This window comes from Streptomyces sp. NPDC002817 (assembly GCF_053592055.1).
Map to the genome: position 1 here is coordinate 216,634 of NZ_JBSFUY010000010.1, position 15,917 is coordinate 232,550.

The window sequence follows — 15,917 nt, forward strand, 5'->3', positions numbered from 1 at the left end:
GCCGCACGACCGGAGCACCCACGCCGGACCCGACTCCCAACCACCCCACCGGAGCACTCCCACCAGGCCAGACACCGGACCGCCCCATCACCGCACTCCCACCAGACCGGAACCGCGACCACCCGACCGACGCACCCACACCGGATTCAAACCCCCGCCGCCCACCGATGCACCCACGCAAGACCCGAACCCCGGCCACCCCGCCCCCGCCGGACCACAGGCCCCGCCGCCTCATCGGTGTGCTCCGGGGCGGCTGGAGACCGGTCGTCGGGGGCGCGGTGGGCGTTCCTCGTCCGCGGTCACCGCGGGGTGCCAGCCGTGTCTGCTCAGCGCGCGCACCAGCGCCGTGACCATCCGCGGATCGAACTGCGACCCCGCGCACCGCTCCAGCTCCTCCAGCGCGGTGGCGACAGGCCGCGCCCGGCGGTACGACCGCGTCGACGTCATGGCATCGAAGGCGTCGGCGACCGCCACCACCCGCGCGGACTCGGGGATCTGACTCCCCACCAGCCCGTACGGATACCCGCTCCCGTCCAGCCGTTCGTGGTGGTGCAGGACGGCCGCCCGCGCCTCCCCCAGAAACGAGATCCCCCGCACCATCTCGTGCCCGTACTCGGGATGCAGCTCGATGACGCGCCGCTCCTCCGGGGTCAGCGGCCCGTCCTTGCGCAGCAGCCGCGTCGGCACGCCCAGCTTGCCGACGTCGTGGAGGATCCCGGCGAACCGGAGCACCTCGATGCGGCCCGCGTCCATGCCGAGTTCACGGGCGATCATCATCGATGCCTGGCCGACGCGCTCGCTGTGCCCGCGGGTGTACTCGTCCTTGATGTCGACGGCCTGCACGAGTGCGCGGATGGTGGCCTGATGGGCGGCCTGTTCCCGGTGGTACTGCGCGAAGGCCCACCAGGACACACACATCGGCAGCAGCACGAGCAGCGCGGCGACGGGCCCGTACGGGCTGCGCCACAGCACGGCCATCATCAACCCGGCGAGCCCGTGCACGGCGATCGGTGCGAGGGAACGTACGAACAGACCGCGCCAGGCCAGTCGTACCGGCACCCCCTCGGCGAGCACCAGGATGCCCCCGTCCAGAACGGTCAGCACCAGACAGAAGGCGATGACGGCCGCCCCGGCCGGGAAGAGCACATAGGGAAAGTCGGGGGCCACGACGGCGTCCCTGCCGCCCAGCCCCCAGTGCACCCGGGACGCCGCCCAGACGGCGACGGCGAGTTGGGCGGCCCGCCAGATCCGACGGATCGACCGCGGCCGCTGCGCGACCGGGGAGAGCAGCGCCCCCGGCAGCGCGACGAGCGCGGCGGCGGGGGGCGGCAGCAGGAAGGCCCCGGCGAGCAGCACGGGATAGCACGTGCCGGAGAACCGCTCGCCCCCTGCGTAGAGGGCGGCGAGCAGGGCCACCGCCCACCAGGGGGCGGTCACCGCCGGCAGCGCGTGCACGCAGTACAGGGCACCGAGGGCGACACCGACCACGTACACGCGTGCCCGTGCCGCTGTCCCCTCCATGACGCCCCTTTGAGATCTCCCGAGCCGGCTCAGCTTCGGAGCCTAGGAGGGCAAGAGGGGGTTCCGCGGGCCGATTACCCGCGGATTAGCACGTTCGAGTGACGACAGCCCGTTCCCAGAAGGGAGTTCAGGCCTCCTGGGCCGGGGCCGCGGTGATGTCGTGCTCGGGCACCGCCTGCCCGGAGCGGATCAGGTCGAGCCGCCCCAGGACCTTGGAGCGCAGGTCGGTGGGGACGTCGTCATGACCGCAGCACCGCTTGACCAGCTTCTTCACGGCCTCTTCCAGGCCGTACTTCTCCAGGCACGGCGAGCACTCCGTGAAGTGCTGCTTGAACTTGTCGCGGTCGACGTCCGGCATCTCACTGTCGAGGAACTCGTAGAGATGATCGAGTACCTCACTGCAGTCCGTCTCGTGCGGCTCTCCGCAGCTCATGAGCCCGAACCTTTCGCTTCGTTCGACTCTCCGGCGCCGGCCGGGACCAGCCCGCGCTCACGGGCGTAGTCCTCGAGCATGCCGCGCAGTTGGCGACGGCCCCGGTGCAGCCGGGACATCACCGTACCGATGGGTGTCCCCATGATGTCCGCGATCTCCTTGTACGCAAAGCCCTCAACGTCCGCCAGATAGACGGCGATGCGGAATTCCTCGGGGATCGCCTGGAGCGCTGCCTTCACGTCCGAGTCGGGCAGGTGGTCGAGCGCCTGCGACTCGGCGGAGCGCAGACCGGTCGACATGTGCGACTCGGCACGTGCGAGCTGCCAGTCCTCGATCTCCTCGGCCGCGGAGCGCTGGGGTTCACGCTGCTTCTTGCGGTACGAGTTGATGAAGGTGTTGGTCAGGATCCGGTACAGCCAGGCCTTCAGGTTGGTGCCCTCGCGGAACTGGTGGAAGGACGCGTACGCCTTGGCGTACGTCTCCTGCACCAGGTCCTCGGCGTCGGCCGGGTTGCGCGTCATGCGCAGCGCGGCCGAATACATCTGGTCGAGGAATTCGAGCGCGTCCCGCTCGAAGCGCGCGCTGCGCTCCGAGGTGGTCTCCGTGCTCGTGCCCTGGCCCTCGGGCTGCTCCGCCTGGCCGTGTTCGGTCCCTGCGTCGGTACCGGGAACCGGACCCACCTCCTCAAGATTGCGGGCAGGACCGAAACCGATCCCACCAGAATCGGAGGATAGAACACGATCCGGTCCGCCCGCCGCCCGAATAGGGCCGGCCTTGGTCGCGTGCAGCACCGTCCAGTCCAGGTCAGCGCGGCTGCTGCGGCTCGGGCAGAAGGTCGAACCCATGCGGCGGACTTCCTCTCTACGACGGTCGGTGCTGGTTCTTCAGCACTTCTGTCCGCCACAACAGAGCTCCGGGGCTCAACATTCCCGAGCCTTTACCCGAGTGACCCGGCCCACTTCACCACCGCGTCGGTGATGAGTGTCACGGCCTGCTCCTGAGTGAGGTCCGCCTTCTTCGGCACCGCGAACCCATGATCCCCGTACGCCACCTCGACCAGCTCATAAGCGCCGTCCGGGAACTCCTCCGGCTTTCCGAAGGGGTCGTTCCCGCCCTGTACGACCAGTGTGGGCACCCCGGACCCGAGCAGCTCGTCGGCCCGGGACTTCTCGGGCCTGCCGGGCGGATGCAGCGGGAAGCTGAGGGCGAGCACGGCTGCGGCGCCCAGCTCGACGGCGGTACGGCAGGCCACGCGGGCCCCGGCACTGCGCCCACCCGAGATGACGGGCAGCCCCGGCTCGGCCACTGAGGGCCAGATCCCCCGCCATCCCACGTCGAGCGTCTTCGGCGGAGACGCCACCTTCCTGCCCGCCACCCGCCAGGGCTGCTCGACGAGGGCGACGGTCACGCCGTGGCCCGGGAGGGTCTGTGCGAGGGCCTGCAGATCCCGCGCCTCGATACCGCCGCCGGCGCCATGGCTGACGGCGAGGACGAGGCGTGCCTTCCTCGCGGGGTGCCAGGTGATGCGGGCGTCGCCGGCATCCGTACCGATGATCTCGGTGGTCACTTTGGTCACGTCAGAAGAGTGTGCCCTCTTCGGGCCCCTCCAGCTCGGTCAGCAGCTCCGGTCCGTTGTTGCGGACGTTGCTGACGGCCGTGGAGACCGGGTAGGCGCGCATCAGGCCGACCGGGGGCGGATCCAGGAGGGAGCGGAGGTCCTCGACGTCCGTGCGGGAGGGGTCCAGCCAGGAGTCCCAGCGGTCCGGGGTGAGCATCAGCGGCATCCGGGGGTGGATGTCGGCCAGCACGTGCGGTCCGTCGGCGGGGGCCACGGCGAGCGGGGTCGTCTCGGCCTCGGTGGTGATGACCGAGCAGGTGACCCACCAGGCCTGCGGGTGGTCGTCGGGGAGGGTCTTGTCGCGCCAGAACTCGTACAGCCCGGCCATCGCGAAGACGGACCCGTCGGCCGGCAGCACGAAGTACGGCTGCTTCCGCGGCCGCTTCTTCTTGCCCTCGACCTCCAGATCCCGTTCGGACTTCCCGGTGACCCACTCGTAGTAGCCGTCGGCGGGGATGATGCAGCGGCGGGTGGAGAAGGCCCGCTTGTACGACGGCTTCTCGTGGACGGTCTCGGCACGGGCGTTGATCATCCGGGCGCCGCCCTCGGGGGTCTTCGACCAGCTCGGCACCAGTCCCCACTTGAGCGTGCGCAGCTGGCGAACCGGGCGTGGATCATCCGCGTCCTTAAGAGGACGGTCGAGGACGGCGTAGACCTCCTTGGTAGGGGCCACGTTGTAATCGGGGGCCAGTGTCTCCTCGGGCTCCCACTTCTCGATCTCAAAGATTCCTGCGAGATCCTCGGGCCTACGACTCGCTGCATACCGTCCGCACATACGTGCCACACTGCCAGACTCCGTACGACCAGAGGGAGCCACCGCCGAACATGGACACCAACACAGCGACCTCTCTCTGGGACGAGCTGATCGGCACCCAGCCCGACCCCGACCTGTGGGTGGTTCTGGCCACCCTGGTCGCGGCGCTCGCCATAGTGGTCCCGCACGGCCTGTGGCGCGTCTCGCGCAACGCCATCACCATCGCCCACGAGGGCGGCCACGGTCTGATCGCCCTGCTCACCGGCCGCCAGCTCACCGGTATCCGGCTGCACTCCGACACCAGCGGCCTCACGGTCAGCCGGGGCAAGCCGCACGGCATCGGCATGATCCTCACCGCGGCGGCCGGCTACACCGCTCCCCCCTTGCTGGGCCTGGGCGGCGCGGCCCTCCTCGCCGCCGGCCGCATCACGCTGCTGCTGTGGCTGGCGACACTCCTGCTCATCGCGATGCTGGTGATGATCCGCAACGCGTACGGCGCCCTGACGGTGGTCGTCACCGGCGGCACGTTCGTGGTGGTCTCCTGGCTGGCGGGCCCTCAGGTGCAGGCCGCGTTCGCCTATGCGGCCGTGTGGTTCCTGTTGCTGGGCGGCGTCCGTCCCGCTTTCGAGTTGCAGGCGAAGAGGGTGCGGGGAGGCGCGGGGGATTCCGACGCGGACCAGTTGTCGCGTCTGACGCACGTACCCGCAGGACTCTGGTTGTTCCTGTTCCACGCGGTGAGCCTGTGCTCATTGATAGGTGGCGGTCGCTGGCTACTGGCGGTGTGACCAGCCGACCCAGGGGCGCGGGGAACCGCGCGACCAGCCACGATGGCGCCGCACCCGAAACACCACCCCCTACTAAAGTGGACCCCATGGCTTTGAACCCCGCAGACACCGTCCTCTGGCCCGCCCCCCATGCGAGCGGAGCCGTCGACGCAACGGTCCACGTGCCGGGGTCCAAATCCGTCACCAACCGTGCCCTGGTCCTCGCAGCCCTCGCTTCAGAACCGGGCTGGCTGCGCCGCCCCCTCCGCTCCCGGGACACTCTCCTCATGGCAGCCGCGCTCCGCGAAATGGGAGTGGGCATCGAGGAAGGCGTGGGCCCCGACGGCACGGGCGAGTCCTGGCGCGTCCTGCCGGCAGGCCTCCGCGGCCCCGCCACGGTGCACGTCGGCAACGCCGGCACCGTCATGCGCTTCCTCCCCCCGGTCGCCGCCCTCGCCGACGGCGAGATCCGCTTCGACGGCGACCCGAGGTCGTACGAGCGTCCCCTGAACGGCGTCATCGACGCCCTGCGCGTCCTCGGCGCCCGCATCGACGACGACGGCCGCGGCGCGCTGCCGCTGACGGTCCACGGCGGCGGCGCCCTGGACGGCGGCCCGGTGGAGATCGACGCGTCCTCGTCGTCGCAGTTCGTGAGCGCGCTGCTGCTGAGCGGCCCCCGCTTCAACCAGGGCGTGGAGGTCCGTCACATCGGCTCCACCCTCCCCTCGCTCCCCCACATCCGTATGACCGTCGACATGCTGCGCGCGGTCGGCGCCCAGGTCGACACCCCGGAGTCGGGCGGCGAGCCCAATGTCTGGCGGGTCACGCCGGGTGCGCTGCTCGGCCGGGACCTGACGATCGAGCCGGATCTCTCCAACGCCCAGCCGTTCCTGGCGGCGGCCCTGGTGACCGGCGGCAAGGTCGTCGTCCCCGACTGGCCGAGCCGCACCACCCAGCCCGGTGACAAGCTGCGGGAGATCTTCACCGAGATGGGCGGTTCCTGCGAACTCACCGAGTACGGCCTGGTGTTCACCGGTTCGGGTGCGATCCACGGCATCGACGTGGACCTGAGCGAGGTCGGTGAGCTGACTCCGGGCATCGCGGCGGTGGCGGCGCTGGCCGACTCCCCCTCGACGCTGCGCGGCGTGTCCCATCTGCGTCTGCACGAGACGGACCGCCTGGCCGCGCTCACCAAGGAGATCAACGAGCTCGGCGGTGACGTGACCGAGACGGCCGACGGACTGCACATCCGCCCGCGCCGTCTGCACGGCGGGATCTTCCACACGTACGAGGACCACCGCATGGCGACGGCCGGCGCGATCATCGGTCTCGCGGTGGAGGGCGTGCAGATCGAGAACGTGGCGACGACGGCGAAGACCCTGCCGGACTTCCCCGAACTGTGGACCGGGATGCTCGGGGCGTAGGGGCCTAGACATCATGCGTCGCTACGGCAAGCACACCGACGAGGACGACATCCGCAGCCGCCCGAACCGCAAGGGCAACCGGCCGCGTACCAACATCCGCCCCAAGCACGAGGAAGCGGTCGAGGGCATGGTCCTCACCGTCGACCGGGGCCGTCTGACCTGTCTGGTCGAGGACAGGGTCGTGATGGCGATGAAGGCCCGTGAGCTGGGCCGCAAGGCGGCGATCGTCGGAGACCGGGTGGCCATCGTCGGCGACCTCTCCGGCCAGAAGGACACCCTGGCCCGTATCGTCCGCATCGAGCCGCGGACCTCGGTCCTGCGACGTACCGCGGACGACGACGACCCGTTCGAGCGCGTGGTCGTCGCCAACGCCGACCAGTTGGCGATCGTCACGGCCCTCGCCGACCCCGAACCCCGTCCCCGCCTCATCGACCGCTGTCTGGTCGCGGCGTTCGACGGCGGTCTGACACCCCTCCTGGTCCTGACCAAGTCGGACCTGGCCCAGCCCGACAAACTCCTGGAGCTGTACGGCCACCTGGACATCCCGTACGTCGTCACCAACCGCGAGGAGCTGGAGAACGGCAACGCGGCGGACCGGGTGCGCGAGGAACTCGACGGCAAGATCACGGCGTTCGTCGGGCACTCGGGCGTGGGCAAGACGACGCTGGTGAACGCGCTGGTCCCGGAGGACCAGCGCCGTGTGACGGGTCATGTGAACGCGGTGACCGGTCGCGGGCGCCACACCACGACCTCAGCGCTGGCGCTGCCCCTGGCGGGCGACGCGGGCTGGGTGATCGACACTCCGGGCGTACGGTCGTTCGGCCTGCACCACGTCGATCCGTCCCGCGTGATCCTCGCGTTCCCCGACCTGGTGCCGGGAACCGAAGGCTGTCCCCGTGCGTGCAGTCATGATGAGCCGGACTGCGCGCTGGACCAGTGGGTAGCCGAGGGGCATGCGGACCCGGCGCGCCTGTACTCGCTCCGCCGTCTGTTGGCGACCAGGGAACGCAAGGAAGGCGACTGACCTCCGCGTTGTTTGTCTCCGTACAGGTTAGGTAAAGGCATAATCGCACCGAGCCGGACATACGGGAGGACAGCACATGGCGTGGCTGCTGGTGGTGGTCGCCGGGTTGTTGGAGACCGGTTTCGCCGTATGTCTCAAGCTCTCGCACGGTTTCACGCGGCTGTGGCCCACGGTCGCGTTCTGCATCTTCGCCCTCGGCAGCTTCGGTCTGCTGACCCTGGCGCTGCGGAAGCTCGACGTGGGCCCGGCGTACGCGGTGTGGACCGGCATCGGGGCGGCGGGCACCGCGATCTACGGCATGATCTTCCTCGGCGACCTGGTGTCGACGCTGAAGCTCGTCTCGATCAGCCTGGTCATCGTGGGCGTGATCGGCCTCCAACTGTCCGGTTCGGCACACTGAGGGCCGCTCGGACGGCATTCCCGGAGCCCGACTCGCCCATCAGGCCGAGGAGTTCACCCCCACGCCCACGCAACAGCCCTCACACCGGCTGTCGGTGCAGTGCGCTGCGTACCAGGTCCGCGACCCCGCCCTCGCCCGGCGGGGCGGCCACGCAGGACAGGGCGATCCGGACGGTCAGCTCGCAGGAGCGGGCGAGGTCGGCGAGGTCCGCCTTGTTCGCGCCGGGTCCGCCGAGCACCGTCACGGCACGGTCGCGGACCAGTGCCACGAAGTCGCCGGGCGACGGCAGCGGGCCGTCGGCCCGGCGCTGTGCCGGTACGGCCGAGGAGGACGGGACCGCGGACAGCGTCGGGGAGGGCAGGCGCTCGCTCCAGCAGCCGGTGAGCATGGCCCGTACGAGCGCGTTGTCCTTGGCGGTGGCAGCGGTCCACTCGGCGGTCGCGGTCAGCCGCTCACGCGCGTCGTTGTGGGTGGCGAGCGCGCGCTCGACGCCGGCGAGATATCCGTCGGCCTCCCTTCTCACCAGCGCGCGGGCCAGCCCTTCCTTGCTCCCGAACTCGTTGTAAAGCGTCTGCCGGGACACTCCTGCCGCCGCGGCGACATCCACCATCCGCACGGTGGACCACGGCCGGCGGGCCAGCGCCGTGTATGCGGCGTCCAGCAGGGATTCCCTCGCTGCAGGCATCATCGCCTCCTAGGGGCGAGCGGCTCTGGGCCCAGATTTGACGCGCGTGAGGGCACTGTCAAGGGTTCGCGAAGGCATCGGGGGGCGCCCTTGATCCACCGCACGCCGTCCGCACGGGTCCCGTCCGCGCCTTGGTCCCGTGTAGCCCCGTACCGACAACGGCAGATACCGTTCGCCCCATGCCGGACTACCTCGACGACCTCCGCTTCGCCCACGTCCTCGCGGACGCGGCCGACGCAACCACCATGGACCGCTTCAAGGCGCTGGACCTCAAGGTCGAGACGAAGCCGGACATGACCCCGGTGAGCGAAGCGGACAAGGCGGCGGAGGAGATCATCCGCACCCACCTCCAGCGCGCCCGCCCGCGGGACGCCATCCTCGGCGAGGAGTACGGCGTCCAGGGCACCGGCCCCCGCCGCTGGGTGATCGACCCGATCGACGGCACCAAGAACTACGTCCGGGGCGTCCCCGTCTGGGCCACCCTGATCTCCCTGATGGAGGCGGCGGAGGGCGGCTACCAGCCCGTCGTCGGCGTCGTCTCCGCCCCCGCGCTCAACCGCCGCTGGTGGGCCGCGAAGGGCCACGGCGCGTTCTCCGGGCGCAGCCTCACCTCGGCCTCCCGTCTGCATGTCTCCCGCGTCTCGAAGATGTCGGACGCCTCCTTCGCGTACTCCTCCCTGAGCGGCTGGGAGGAGCAGAGCCTCCTCAACGGCTTCCTGGACCTGACCCGCGACGTGTGGCGTACGCGCGCGTACGGCGACTTCTGGCCCTACATGCTGGTCGCCGAGGGCGCGGTCGACCTCTGTGCCGAACCCGAGCTCTCCCTCTGGGACATGGCCGCCAACGCGATCATCGTCACGGAGGCGGGCGGCTCCTTCACCGGCCTCGACGGCCGCCCCGGCCCGCACAGCGGCAACGCGGCCGCCTCCAACGGCCTGCTCCACGACGAGATGCTGGGATACCTCAACCAGCGCTACTGAGCGCGTACGCCCCCGATCGGCCGCACGCGCCCTCTTGTTGACCCTCGCTTTACCTGCGACTCTGGGGCGACCCTCATTTGTGAACTTGTGAATCCTCGAACTATCTCGAGGGTTCGTAGGAGGTGACTCCGCACCCATGCTCGTCCGTGACGCCATGAGCACAGTGGTCCTCACCATCGGCCCCGCCCACACCCTCCGCCAGGCCGCCGCCCTGATGTCAGCCCGGCGCGTCGGCGCGGCCGTGATCCTCGACCCCGATGCCGGAGGCATCGGCATCCTCACCGAACGCGACGTCCTCAACGCCGTGGGACTGGGCCAGAGCCCGGACACGGAACGCGTCCACGACCACACCACCACCGACGTCGTCTTCGCGGCACCGTCCTGGACCCTGGAGGAGGCGGCCCGGGCCATGGCCCACGGCGGCTTCCGGCACCTCATCGTCCTGGACCACGGCGAGCCGGTCGGCATCGTCTCGGTCCGCGACATCATCCGCTGCTGGGCACCGGCACGACAGCACGTCCCGGCCTGAGCGCAGTACGGGGGGTGGGCCGGGCGACCCGGCCCACCCCCCGCCACACTGGACATTGTCCAACTCAAGGTGCACTCTAAATTCACACCTATTCGGAGCCTGGTCCCCCTTGCTGTTAAGGTGACCCCTATGAGTGACCTTCTGGAACGACTGCGCGGCCGCGGATGGCGGATGACCGCGCAGCGGCGTGTCGTGGCCGAGGTCCTCGACGGCGATCACGTCCACCTGACGGCCGACGAGGTCCACGCACGGGCCGTCGCCAAGCTGCCCGAGATCTCCCGCGCGACCGTCTACAACACGCTGGGCGAACTGGTCTCCCTGGGCGAGGTGCTCGAGGTCGCCACCGACAAGCGCGCCAAGCGGTACGACCCCAACGCGCACCGGCCGCACCACCACCTGGTCTGCGCCCAGTGCGGCGCGATCCGCGACGTCCACCCGAGCGGCGACCCGCTCACCGACCTCCCCGACTCGGAGCGCTTCGGCTTCACGGTCTCGGGCGTCGAGGTGACGTACCGCGGCGTCTGCCCGAACTGCGCGGCGGCATAAGCCTGCTTCCGAAGCCCCGGCCCCTCTTGGGCGCCGGGGCTTTGTGCTGTCTACAGGCTTCCCGGATCTGACGGACCGTCATATGGTCAACGGCGCCCACCAGTCCGTTCCGCACTCCGCGAGGAGACCCCGTGGGAGAGCCGTATCCGAAACTCAGCGCATGTGATCTGACCCGAACCTTCGGCCGTGGCCCCGGCGCGGTGGCCGCTCTCGGCCCGCTCGACCTGTCCGTGAGCGCCGGTGAGTTCGTCTGTGTCGTCGGCCCCTCGGGCTGCGGCAAGTCCACCCTGCTGCGCATCGCCGCGGGTCTGCTGCGCCCCAGCACGGGCCGCCTGGAGATCCGTACGACCAGCCCTCGCCCGGCCGCCATGATCTTCCAGGACTACGGCATCTACGACTGGAAGACGGTCCGCGCCAACGTCCGCTTCGGCCTCGACATCCAGCGCGTCCCACGCCGCGAGGCCGACGCCCGCGCCGATGCCTGGCTGGCCCGCATGGGCCTGTCGGACTTCGCCACCGCCTACCCCTCGACCCTCTCCGGTGGCATGCGCCAGCGCGTGGCGATCGCACGGGCGTTGGCGGTGGAGCCCGAACTGCTCCTGATGGACGAGCCGTTCGCGGCCCTGGACGCCCAACTCCGCATGATCCTCCAGGACGAGCTCCTGGAACTCACCCAGACGACCCGCACCACCACCCTCTTCATCACCCACAGCCTGGAGGAGGCGATCGTCCTCGGCGACCGCGTCCTGGTGATGTCCGCCCGCCCCGGCCGCATCATCGCCGAGCACCGTCCGCCCTTCCCCCGCCCGCGCACCGGCGACATCCGCTCCGCGCCGGAGTTCACGGATCTGAAGAGCGAGTTGTGGGACCTGCTGCGCAAGGAGGCGGTGCCGGCATGACGACGACCGCTCCCGCACGGGAGTCCGTCCTGGTCCGCGCCCCGGGCCCGCACGAGCTCCATCCCGTACGCACGCACAGGCGCCGACGCGCCCTGGAACTGTCCCTGGCGGCGGCCGTCCCCCTGTTCCTGGTCCTCCTGTGGCAACTGGCCGCCGACCGGGCCTGGATCGACTCCCGTGTCTACCCGGCACCGTCCACGATCTTCGCGGACGGCTGGGACCGGGCCGCGGCGGGCGACCTGTGGCCGGACGTGTGGGCGACGTCGAAGCGCGTCGTGGCGGGCTACGCGGTGGGCACGGCCGCGGGATACGCGCTGGGCCTGCTGATGGGCTCGCTCTCCCTGGTCAGGGCGGCGCTGGAGCCCCTGCTGGACGCCCTGTACGTGGTCCCGAAGCTGGCCCTGCTGCCGATCTTCCTGAACATGTTCGGCCTGGGCGAGGGTCCGCAGGTGGCCCTGGTCGCGGCGACGGTCTTCTTCTTCGTATGGATCTCGACGATGTCCGCGGTCATGTCGATTCCCGCCGGCCACCGCGACGCGGGCCAGGTCTTCGGCGCCTCGCCCTGGCAGATGTTCCGCCACGTGCTGCTGCCGGCGTCACTGCCGTCGGTCCTGGTGGGCGCGCGCATAGCGGCGGGCGTGGCCGTGCTGGTGATCGTCGCCTCGGAGCAGATCGCGGCGACGAACGGCCTGGGCCATCTGATCTTCGACTCCCGCGCGCTGTTCCAGAACGACGTGATGTTCGTGGGGATCGTCTGCGTGGCGGCCCTGGGGGTCGTCTTCTCCGAACTGGTGCGGGTGGTGGGCCGGTTGCTCACCCCATGGGCGCCGCGGGACCGTGGACGGGGGCAGTCATGAGGGGACGTACGTACGTGGTGGCGGCGATGACCGCCGTCCTGCTGACCTCGGCGGCCTGCTCGTCGCCGTACGAGGACACCGCACCGCGGGCGGGCTCGGGGAAGCGCACGATCAGCCCCGTGGAGGGCTGTGGCGCCACGTCCTGGACGGACCCGGCCGACCTCTCCCCGAGCCGTCTGCCGGCCCGCTGCCAGCCCGGCGCACCGGCCCCGAAGCCGCTGGCGAAGACGCGGAGGCTGACGATCGCGACGGGGACGCTGAGCGCCGAGTACGTGGCACCGCTGCAAGTGGCCCTGGACAAGGGTGAGTTCGAGCGTGAGGGCCTGGACGTCACCCTCAAGGTCCTCCCGACGCCGGACGCGCTGCCCCTGCTCGCCAAGGGCGACCTCGACGCGATCTGGGCGGCTCCGGAGGCGGCCGTGATGAACGGCCTCCGGGGCGGCTTCGACATCAAGTGGGTCGCCGGGAACTTCTCACCGGACCCCGACTCGAAGAGCGGCCTGTGGGTGCGGCTGAAGGACGGCGAGAGCGCGTCGCAGGTGTCCATGGCCGGCCGCAGACTCGGCACGATGATCGGCAAGGGCTCCGTCATCGCGTACCCCATGGAGAAGGCCCTGGAGAAGCACGGCGGCGGCCTCGACAAGATCCAGTACCAGCAGCTGGGCTCCGCGGACGTCCTCACCGCCCTGGAGAACGGCGGAGTCGACTCGGCCTGGCTCCTGGACCCGGTGTGGCGCAAGGTCGACGGACGGCCCGCCTACGCCTTCCTCGGCGGCCAGCCGCAGGGCGAGCCGCTGGGCGGCATGCTGTACGGCCCTTCGCTGCTCCAGCGGGACGTGGACGCGGGAGTGGCCCTGCTCCGGGCGTACATCCGCACGGTGAACTCGTACTTCGCGACGGACTACAAGGACGACGAGGCCTACGTCACCTACCTGGCGAAACTCCTGAAGGCGGACAAGCAGATCCTCCGCTCGACCCCGTCCCTGCGGATGGACTGGGAGATCCGCGAAGGCACCACCGACCGTCTGCAAGCGGCATACACCGCGCAAGGAGTCTCCGAGGGCGACCCACTGCCGGAGTCCGAGACGGTTGACCGCACCCTGTACGAGGAGGCGGTGGGCCACCGGCCATGAACAAACACCGAGGGCCGGAATCCTTCTGGATTCCGGCCCTCGGCCTTCAGTAGCGGGGACAGGATTTGAACCTGCGACCTCTGGGTTATGAGCCCAGCGAGCTACCGAGCTGCTCCACCCCGCGTCGATGAAATGAACACTACGTCAACGCGGAGGACGGAAGCAAATCGCTTATCCACGGCACCCCCACCGTCAGGCCGACAGCTCCTGCCGCAGCGCGTCCCGCAGCCGAGCCGCGCGCTCCGACACCTCCCGCGGTCCCAGCGTCACCGCACGGTCAGCCCACCGCTGCCCCTCAGCGAGCTCCCCACGACGCGCGTAGACCAGGGCAAGCCGCAACGCCGCCCGCCCGTGCCCCGCGTCCGCCGCACGGGTCCACCACACCGCCGCCTCGGGCTCGCTCCCCTCCCGGGCCAGCAGCAGCCCGAGATTGAAGGCACCGTTGCGGGAGCCCGCCTCGGCCGCCTCCCGGTACCACCGGGCCGCCCCCACGACATCCCCCCGGGCGGCGGCCAGCATCCCCACCCGCACCTGCGCCCGACGGTGCCCCTGAGACGCCGCCCGCTCGTACCACTCCTCGCACTCGCTCTTGGACGAGTGCACCGGCTCCCCCAGCTCATGCGCGGGCGTGGGCGGACGCCGGGCGTCCAGCACGGTCGCCAGCCGGTACGCCGCCTCCGAACTGCCACCCCCCGCCGCACAGCGCAGATGCCGCTCCGCCGCCGCCTCGTCCCCGTCCCGCAACCGTGCGATCCCGACCTGGAGCGCCGCCTCGGTGTGCCCGGCGGCCGCGGCCCGCTCGTACCACCGCAGCGCGACGACGGCGCCCTTTTCAGTGCCTCGCCCGGCGAAGAGAATTCCGAGGTTGAACGCCGCGTCCACGCTCCCGGCCTCGGCCGCCTTGGAGAACCACGGCTCGGCCCCGGCGGTGTCCCCGCCCTGCAGCAGCAGGATCGCCAGCGCGTTCGCCGCCTCCCGGTGCCCGGCGTACGCCGCCCGCCGGTACCACTGCTCGGCCTGTGCGGTCCGCGCCTGCTCGGCGCAGAGCAGCCCGAGGTTGTACGCGCCGTTGACATCGCCGGCGTCCATCGCGGCCCGGTACCACCGCTCGGCGGTCTGCGTCTCGCCCCGCTCGGCGTGCAGTGCCCCCAGCGCGTTCGCCGCGTTGCCGTCCCCGTCCTGCGCGGCCCGCAGCCACCAGACCGCGGCGCTCTCGACGTCTCCCGCGTCACGCAGCAGGAAACCGAGGGCACAGGCGGCCCGCGCCTCGCCGTCCTTGGCGGAGGTCAGGTACCAGCGCCCAGCCTCCTTGAGCTCACCGCGCCGCTCCAGGATCGCGCCGAGATGGAGCGCGGCCCGCCGGTGTCCGCGCGCGGCGGCCTGGCGGTACCACTGCTCGGCTGCCGGGGAGACACCGTTGTCGGACCCGTCGTCCCCCTCGGCCGGCTCCTCGCGATCAAGAGCGCGCGCCAGCCGGTAGGCCGCCTCACGGTGCCCCCGCTCGGCCGCGGCCCGCATCCAGTGCCCGGCCCCGGCGTCCGCGCGGTGCTCCAGCAGATCGGCGAGCGCGTACGCGCCGAGGGCGTGTCCCTGCTCGGCGGACTGGCGCAGCCAGTACTCGGCGGCGGGCTCGTCGCCCTTCTCCCGGTGGTGGCGGCCCAGTGCGTGCGCGGCCGCGGCGGACCCGGCTACGGCGGCGATCCGCCACCATCCGGCGGCCTCGTCGGCGTATCCGCGCTGGTGCAGAAGGACACCCAGGTTGTTGGCGGCGGCCCGGTCACCCGCGGCGGTGGCGGCACGCAGCTGGGGTTCGGCTCCGTCGAGATCACCGCGGCGCAGCAGCATGGCCCCGAGGACGCTCATCGCCTCGACATCGCCGGCTTCCGCGGCGAGCCGCTGCCTTGCTTCCTCGGCGGCCTCACCGGTTTCGTCCCGGTCGGAAGGCTGCACAAGATCGACAGACTGCACAAAGTCAGCAGACTGCTCAAACCGCCCTGTCTCCAACAGAGTTGCCTTGTCCCCCATAACGTCCATCGTCGCACCACCTGCAACCTGGGTACACCTGGTATACCGCAGCCAGTGAGGTCACTTCAGCGTTTTGTCGACATGCCCACAGAGAGACAAGTCAAACACAGTTCGCCCAACTCCCCACGGCGGCACGGCCATCCCTCTTTCCGGCACATGCGTTCGCACACCACGAAGGCCCGGATCCTTGATCAGGATCCGGGCCTTCGTTTTCAGTAGCGGGGACAGGATTTGAACCTGCGACCTCTGGGTTATGAGCCCAGCGAGCTACCGAGCTGCTCCACCCCGCGCCGTTGTGTTCAAACCGTACCACGGCGCGGGAGGG

17 protein-coding genes and 2 tRNA genes are annotated in these 15,917 nt (G+C 70.6%); 10 read left to right on the forward strand and 9 right to left on the reverse strand.

Translation table 11 applies throughout. The annotated features are described in order from the left end of the window. Positions 1-231: 231 nt before the first annotated feature. From ACWD3I_RS21585 to ACWD3I_RS21605, 5 genes are all read right to left on the reverse strand, one after another. Positions 232-1,521 (reverse strand): HD-GYP domain-containing protein, encoded by a 1,290-nt coding sequence (locus tag ACWD3I_RS21585; protein WP_365392754.1) that lies wholly within the window; start codon positions 1,519-1,521, stop codon positions 232-234. A gap of 127 nt (positions 1,522-1,648) precedes the next feature. Further along, entirely contained in the window at positions 1,649-1,954 is a 306-nt protein-coding gene (gene rsrA / locus ACWD3I_RS21590; RefSeq protein WP_046260457.1) for a mycothiol system anti-sigma-R factor, read from the reverse strand. Further along, positions 1,951-2,634, reverse strand: a complete 684-nt coding sequence (gene sigR / locus ACWD3I_RS21595) for an RNA polymerase sigma factor SigR (RefSeq protein WP_266888268.1) — start codon at positions 2,632-2,634, stop codon at positions 1,951-1,953. Before sigR ends, rsrA begins: the two co-directional genes overlap by 4 nt. Before the next feature lie 257 nt (positions 2,635-2,891). After that, positions 2,892-3,521 (reverse strand): alpha/beta hydrolase family protein, encoded by a 630-nt coding sequence (locus ACWD3I_RS21600; RefSeq protein ID WP_365393228.1) that lies wholly within the window; start codon positions 3,519-3,521, stop codon positions 2,892-2,894. Positions 3,522-3,531: 10 nt separating this feature from the next. After that, complete coding sequence (locus ACWD3I_RS21605) at positions 3,532-4,347, reverse strand: SOS response-associated peptidase (protein ID WP_365392746.1); 816 nt, start codon at positions 4,345-4,347, stop codon at positions 3,532-3,534. Positions 4,348-4,397: 50 nt separating this feature from the next. Here ACWD3I_RS21605 and ACWD3I_RS21610 point away from each other — a divergent pair, with 50 nt between their 5' ends. From ACWD3I_RS21610 to ACWD3I_RS21625, 4 genes are all read left to right on the forward strand, one after another. Next, the gene (locus tag ACWD3I_RS21610; protein ID WP_365392743.1) at positions 4,398-5,111 is read left to right on the forward strand and encodes a M50 family metallopeptidase; all 714 of its coding nucleotides are present in this window, start codon (positions 4,398-4,400) and stop codon (positions 5,109-5,111) included. Between the two features lie 86 nt (positions 5,112-5,197). Next, a complete protein-coding gene (gene aroA, locus ACWD3I_RS21615) occupies positions 5,198-6,514 on the forward strand; it encodes a 3-phosphoshikimate 1-carboxyvinyltransferase (RefSeq protein ID WP_365392740.1) in 1,317 nt (438 codons plus the stop codon). 13 nt (positions 6,515-6,527) lie between these two features. After that, positions 6,528-7,538: a ribosome small subunit-dependent GTPase A gene (rsgA, locus tag ACWD3I_RS21620; RefSeq protein WP_365392737.1), complete on the forward strand. Its 1,011-nt coding sequence runs from the start codon at positions 6,528-6,530 to the stop codon at positions 7,536-7,538. A 76-nt stretch (positions 7,539-7,614) separates the two neighbouring features. Further along, the gene (locus tag ACWD3I_RS21625; RefSeq protein WP_030594474.1) at positions 7,615-7,938 is read left to right on the forward strand and encodes a DMT family transporter; all 324 of its coding nucleotides are present in this window, start codon (positions 7,615-7,617) and stop codon (positions 7,936-7,938) included. A 79-nt stretch (positions 7,939-8,017) separates the two neighbouring features. On the opposite strand, the gene ACWD3I_RS21630 is transcribed toward ACWD3I_RS21625, so the two are convergent. Further along, positions 8,018-8,626 (reverse strand): TetR/AcrR family transcriptional regulator, encoded by a 609-nt coding sequence (locus ACWD3I_RS21630; RefSeq protein ID WP_365392734.1) that lies wholly within the window; start codon positions 8,624-8,626, stop codon positions 8,018-8,020. Between the two features lie 176 nt (positions 8,627-8,802). On the opposite strand from ACWD3I_RS21630, the gene hisN reads away from it, so the two are divergent. From hisN to ACWD3I_RS21660, 6 genes are all read left to right on the forward strand, one after another. Further along, positions 8,803-9,603, forward strand: coding sequence for a histidinol-phosphatase (gene hisN, locus ACWD3I_RS21635; RefSeq protein WP_046260465.1), 801 nt, complete (start codon positions 8,803-8,805; stop codon positions 9,601-9,603). Between the two features lie 136 nt (positions 9,604-9,739). Further along, positions 9,740-10,132: a CBS domain-containing protein gene (locus ACWD3I_RS21640; protein WP_046260466.1), complete on the forward strand. Its 393-nt coding sequence runs from the start codon at positions 9,740-9,742 to the stop codon at positions 10,130-10,132. A 129-nt stretch (positions 10,133-10,261) separates the two neighbouring features. Beyond that, the gene (locus ACWD3I_RS21645) at positions 10,262-10,678 is read left to right on the forward strand and encodes a Fur family transcriptional regulator (protein ID WP_266822234.1); all 417 of its coding nucleotides are present in this window, start codon (positions 10,262-10,264) and stop codon (positions 10,676-10,678) included. Between the two features lie 131 nt (positions 10,679-10,809). Then, the gene (locus ACWD3I_RS21650) at positions 10,810-11,577 is read left to right on the forward strand and encodes an ABC transporter ATP-binding protein (RefSeq protein ID WP_365413885.1); all 768 of its coding nucleotides are present in this window, start codon (positions 10,810-10,812) and stop codon (positions 11,575-11,577) included. Next, entirely contained in the window at positions 11,574-12,434 is an 861-nt protein-coding gene (locus ACWD3I_RS21655; protein WP_365413887.1) for an ABC transporter permease, read from the forward strand. The genes ACWD3I_RS21650 and ACWD3I_RS21655 overlap by 4 nt, the downstream gene beginning before the upstream one ends. Further along, on the forward strand, positions 12,431-13,567 hold the full coding sequence (locus ACWD3I_RS21660; RefSeq protein WP_365413889.1) for an ABC transporter substrate-binding protein: 1,137 nt from the start codon (positions 12,431-12,433) through the stop codon (positions 13,565-13,567). The genes ACWD3I_RS21655 and ACWD3I_RS21660 overlap by 4 nt, the downstream gene beginning before the upstream one ends. Before the next feature lie 50 nt (positions 13,568-13,617). Here ACWD3I_RS21660 and ACWD3I_RS21665 read toward each other — a convergent pair. The 3 genes from ACWD3I_RS21665 to ACWD3I_RS21675 all read right to left on the reverse strand — a co-directional run bounded on the left by ACWD3I_RS21665 (position 13,618) and on the right by ACWD3I_RS21675 (position 15,882). Beyond that, positions 13,618-13,691, reverse strand: a tRNA-Met gene (locus ACWD3I_RS21665). Positions 13,692-13,759: 68 nt separating this feature from the next. Beyond that, positions 13,760-15,601 (reverse strand): tetratricopeptide repeat protein, encoded by a 1,842-nt coding sequence (locus ACWD3I_RS21670; RefSeq protein ID WP_365413891.1) that lies wholly within the window; start codon positions 15,599-15,601, stop codon positions 13,760-13,762. A 207-nt stretch (positions 15,602-15,808) separates the two neighbouring features. Continuing rightward, positions 15,809-15,882, reverse strand: a tRNA-Met gene (locus ACWD3I_RS21675). Between the last annotated feature and the right edge of the window lie 35 nt (positions 15,883-15,917).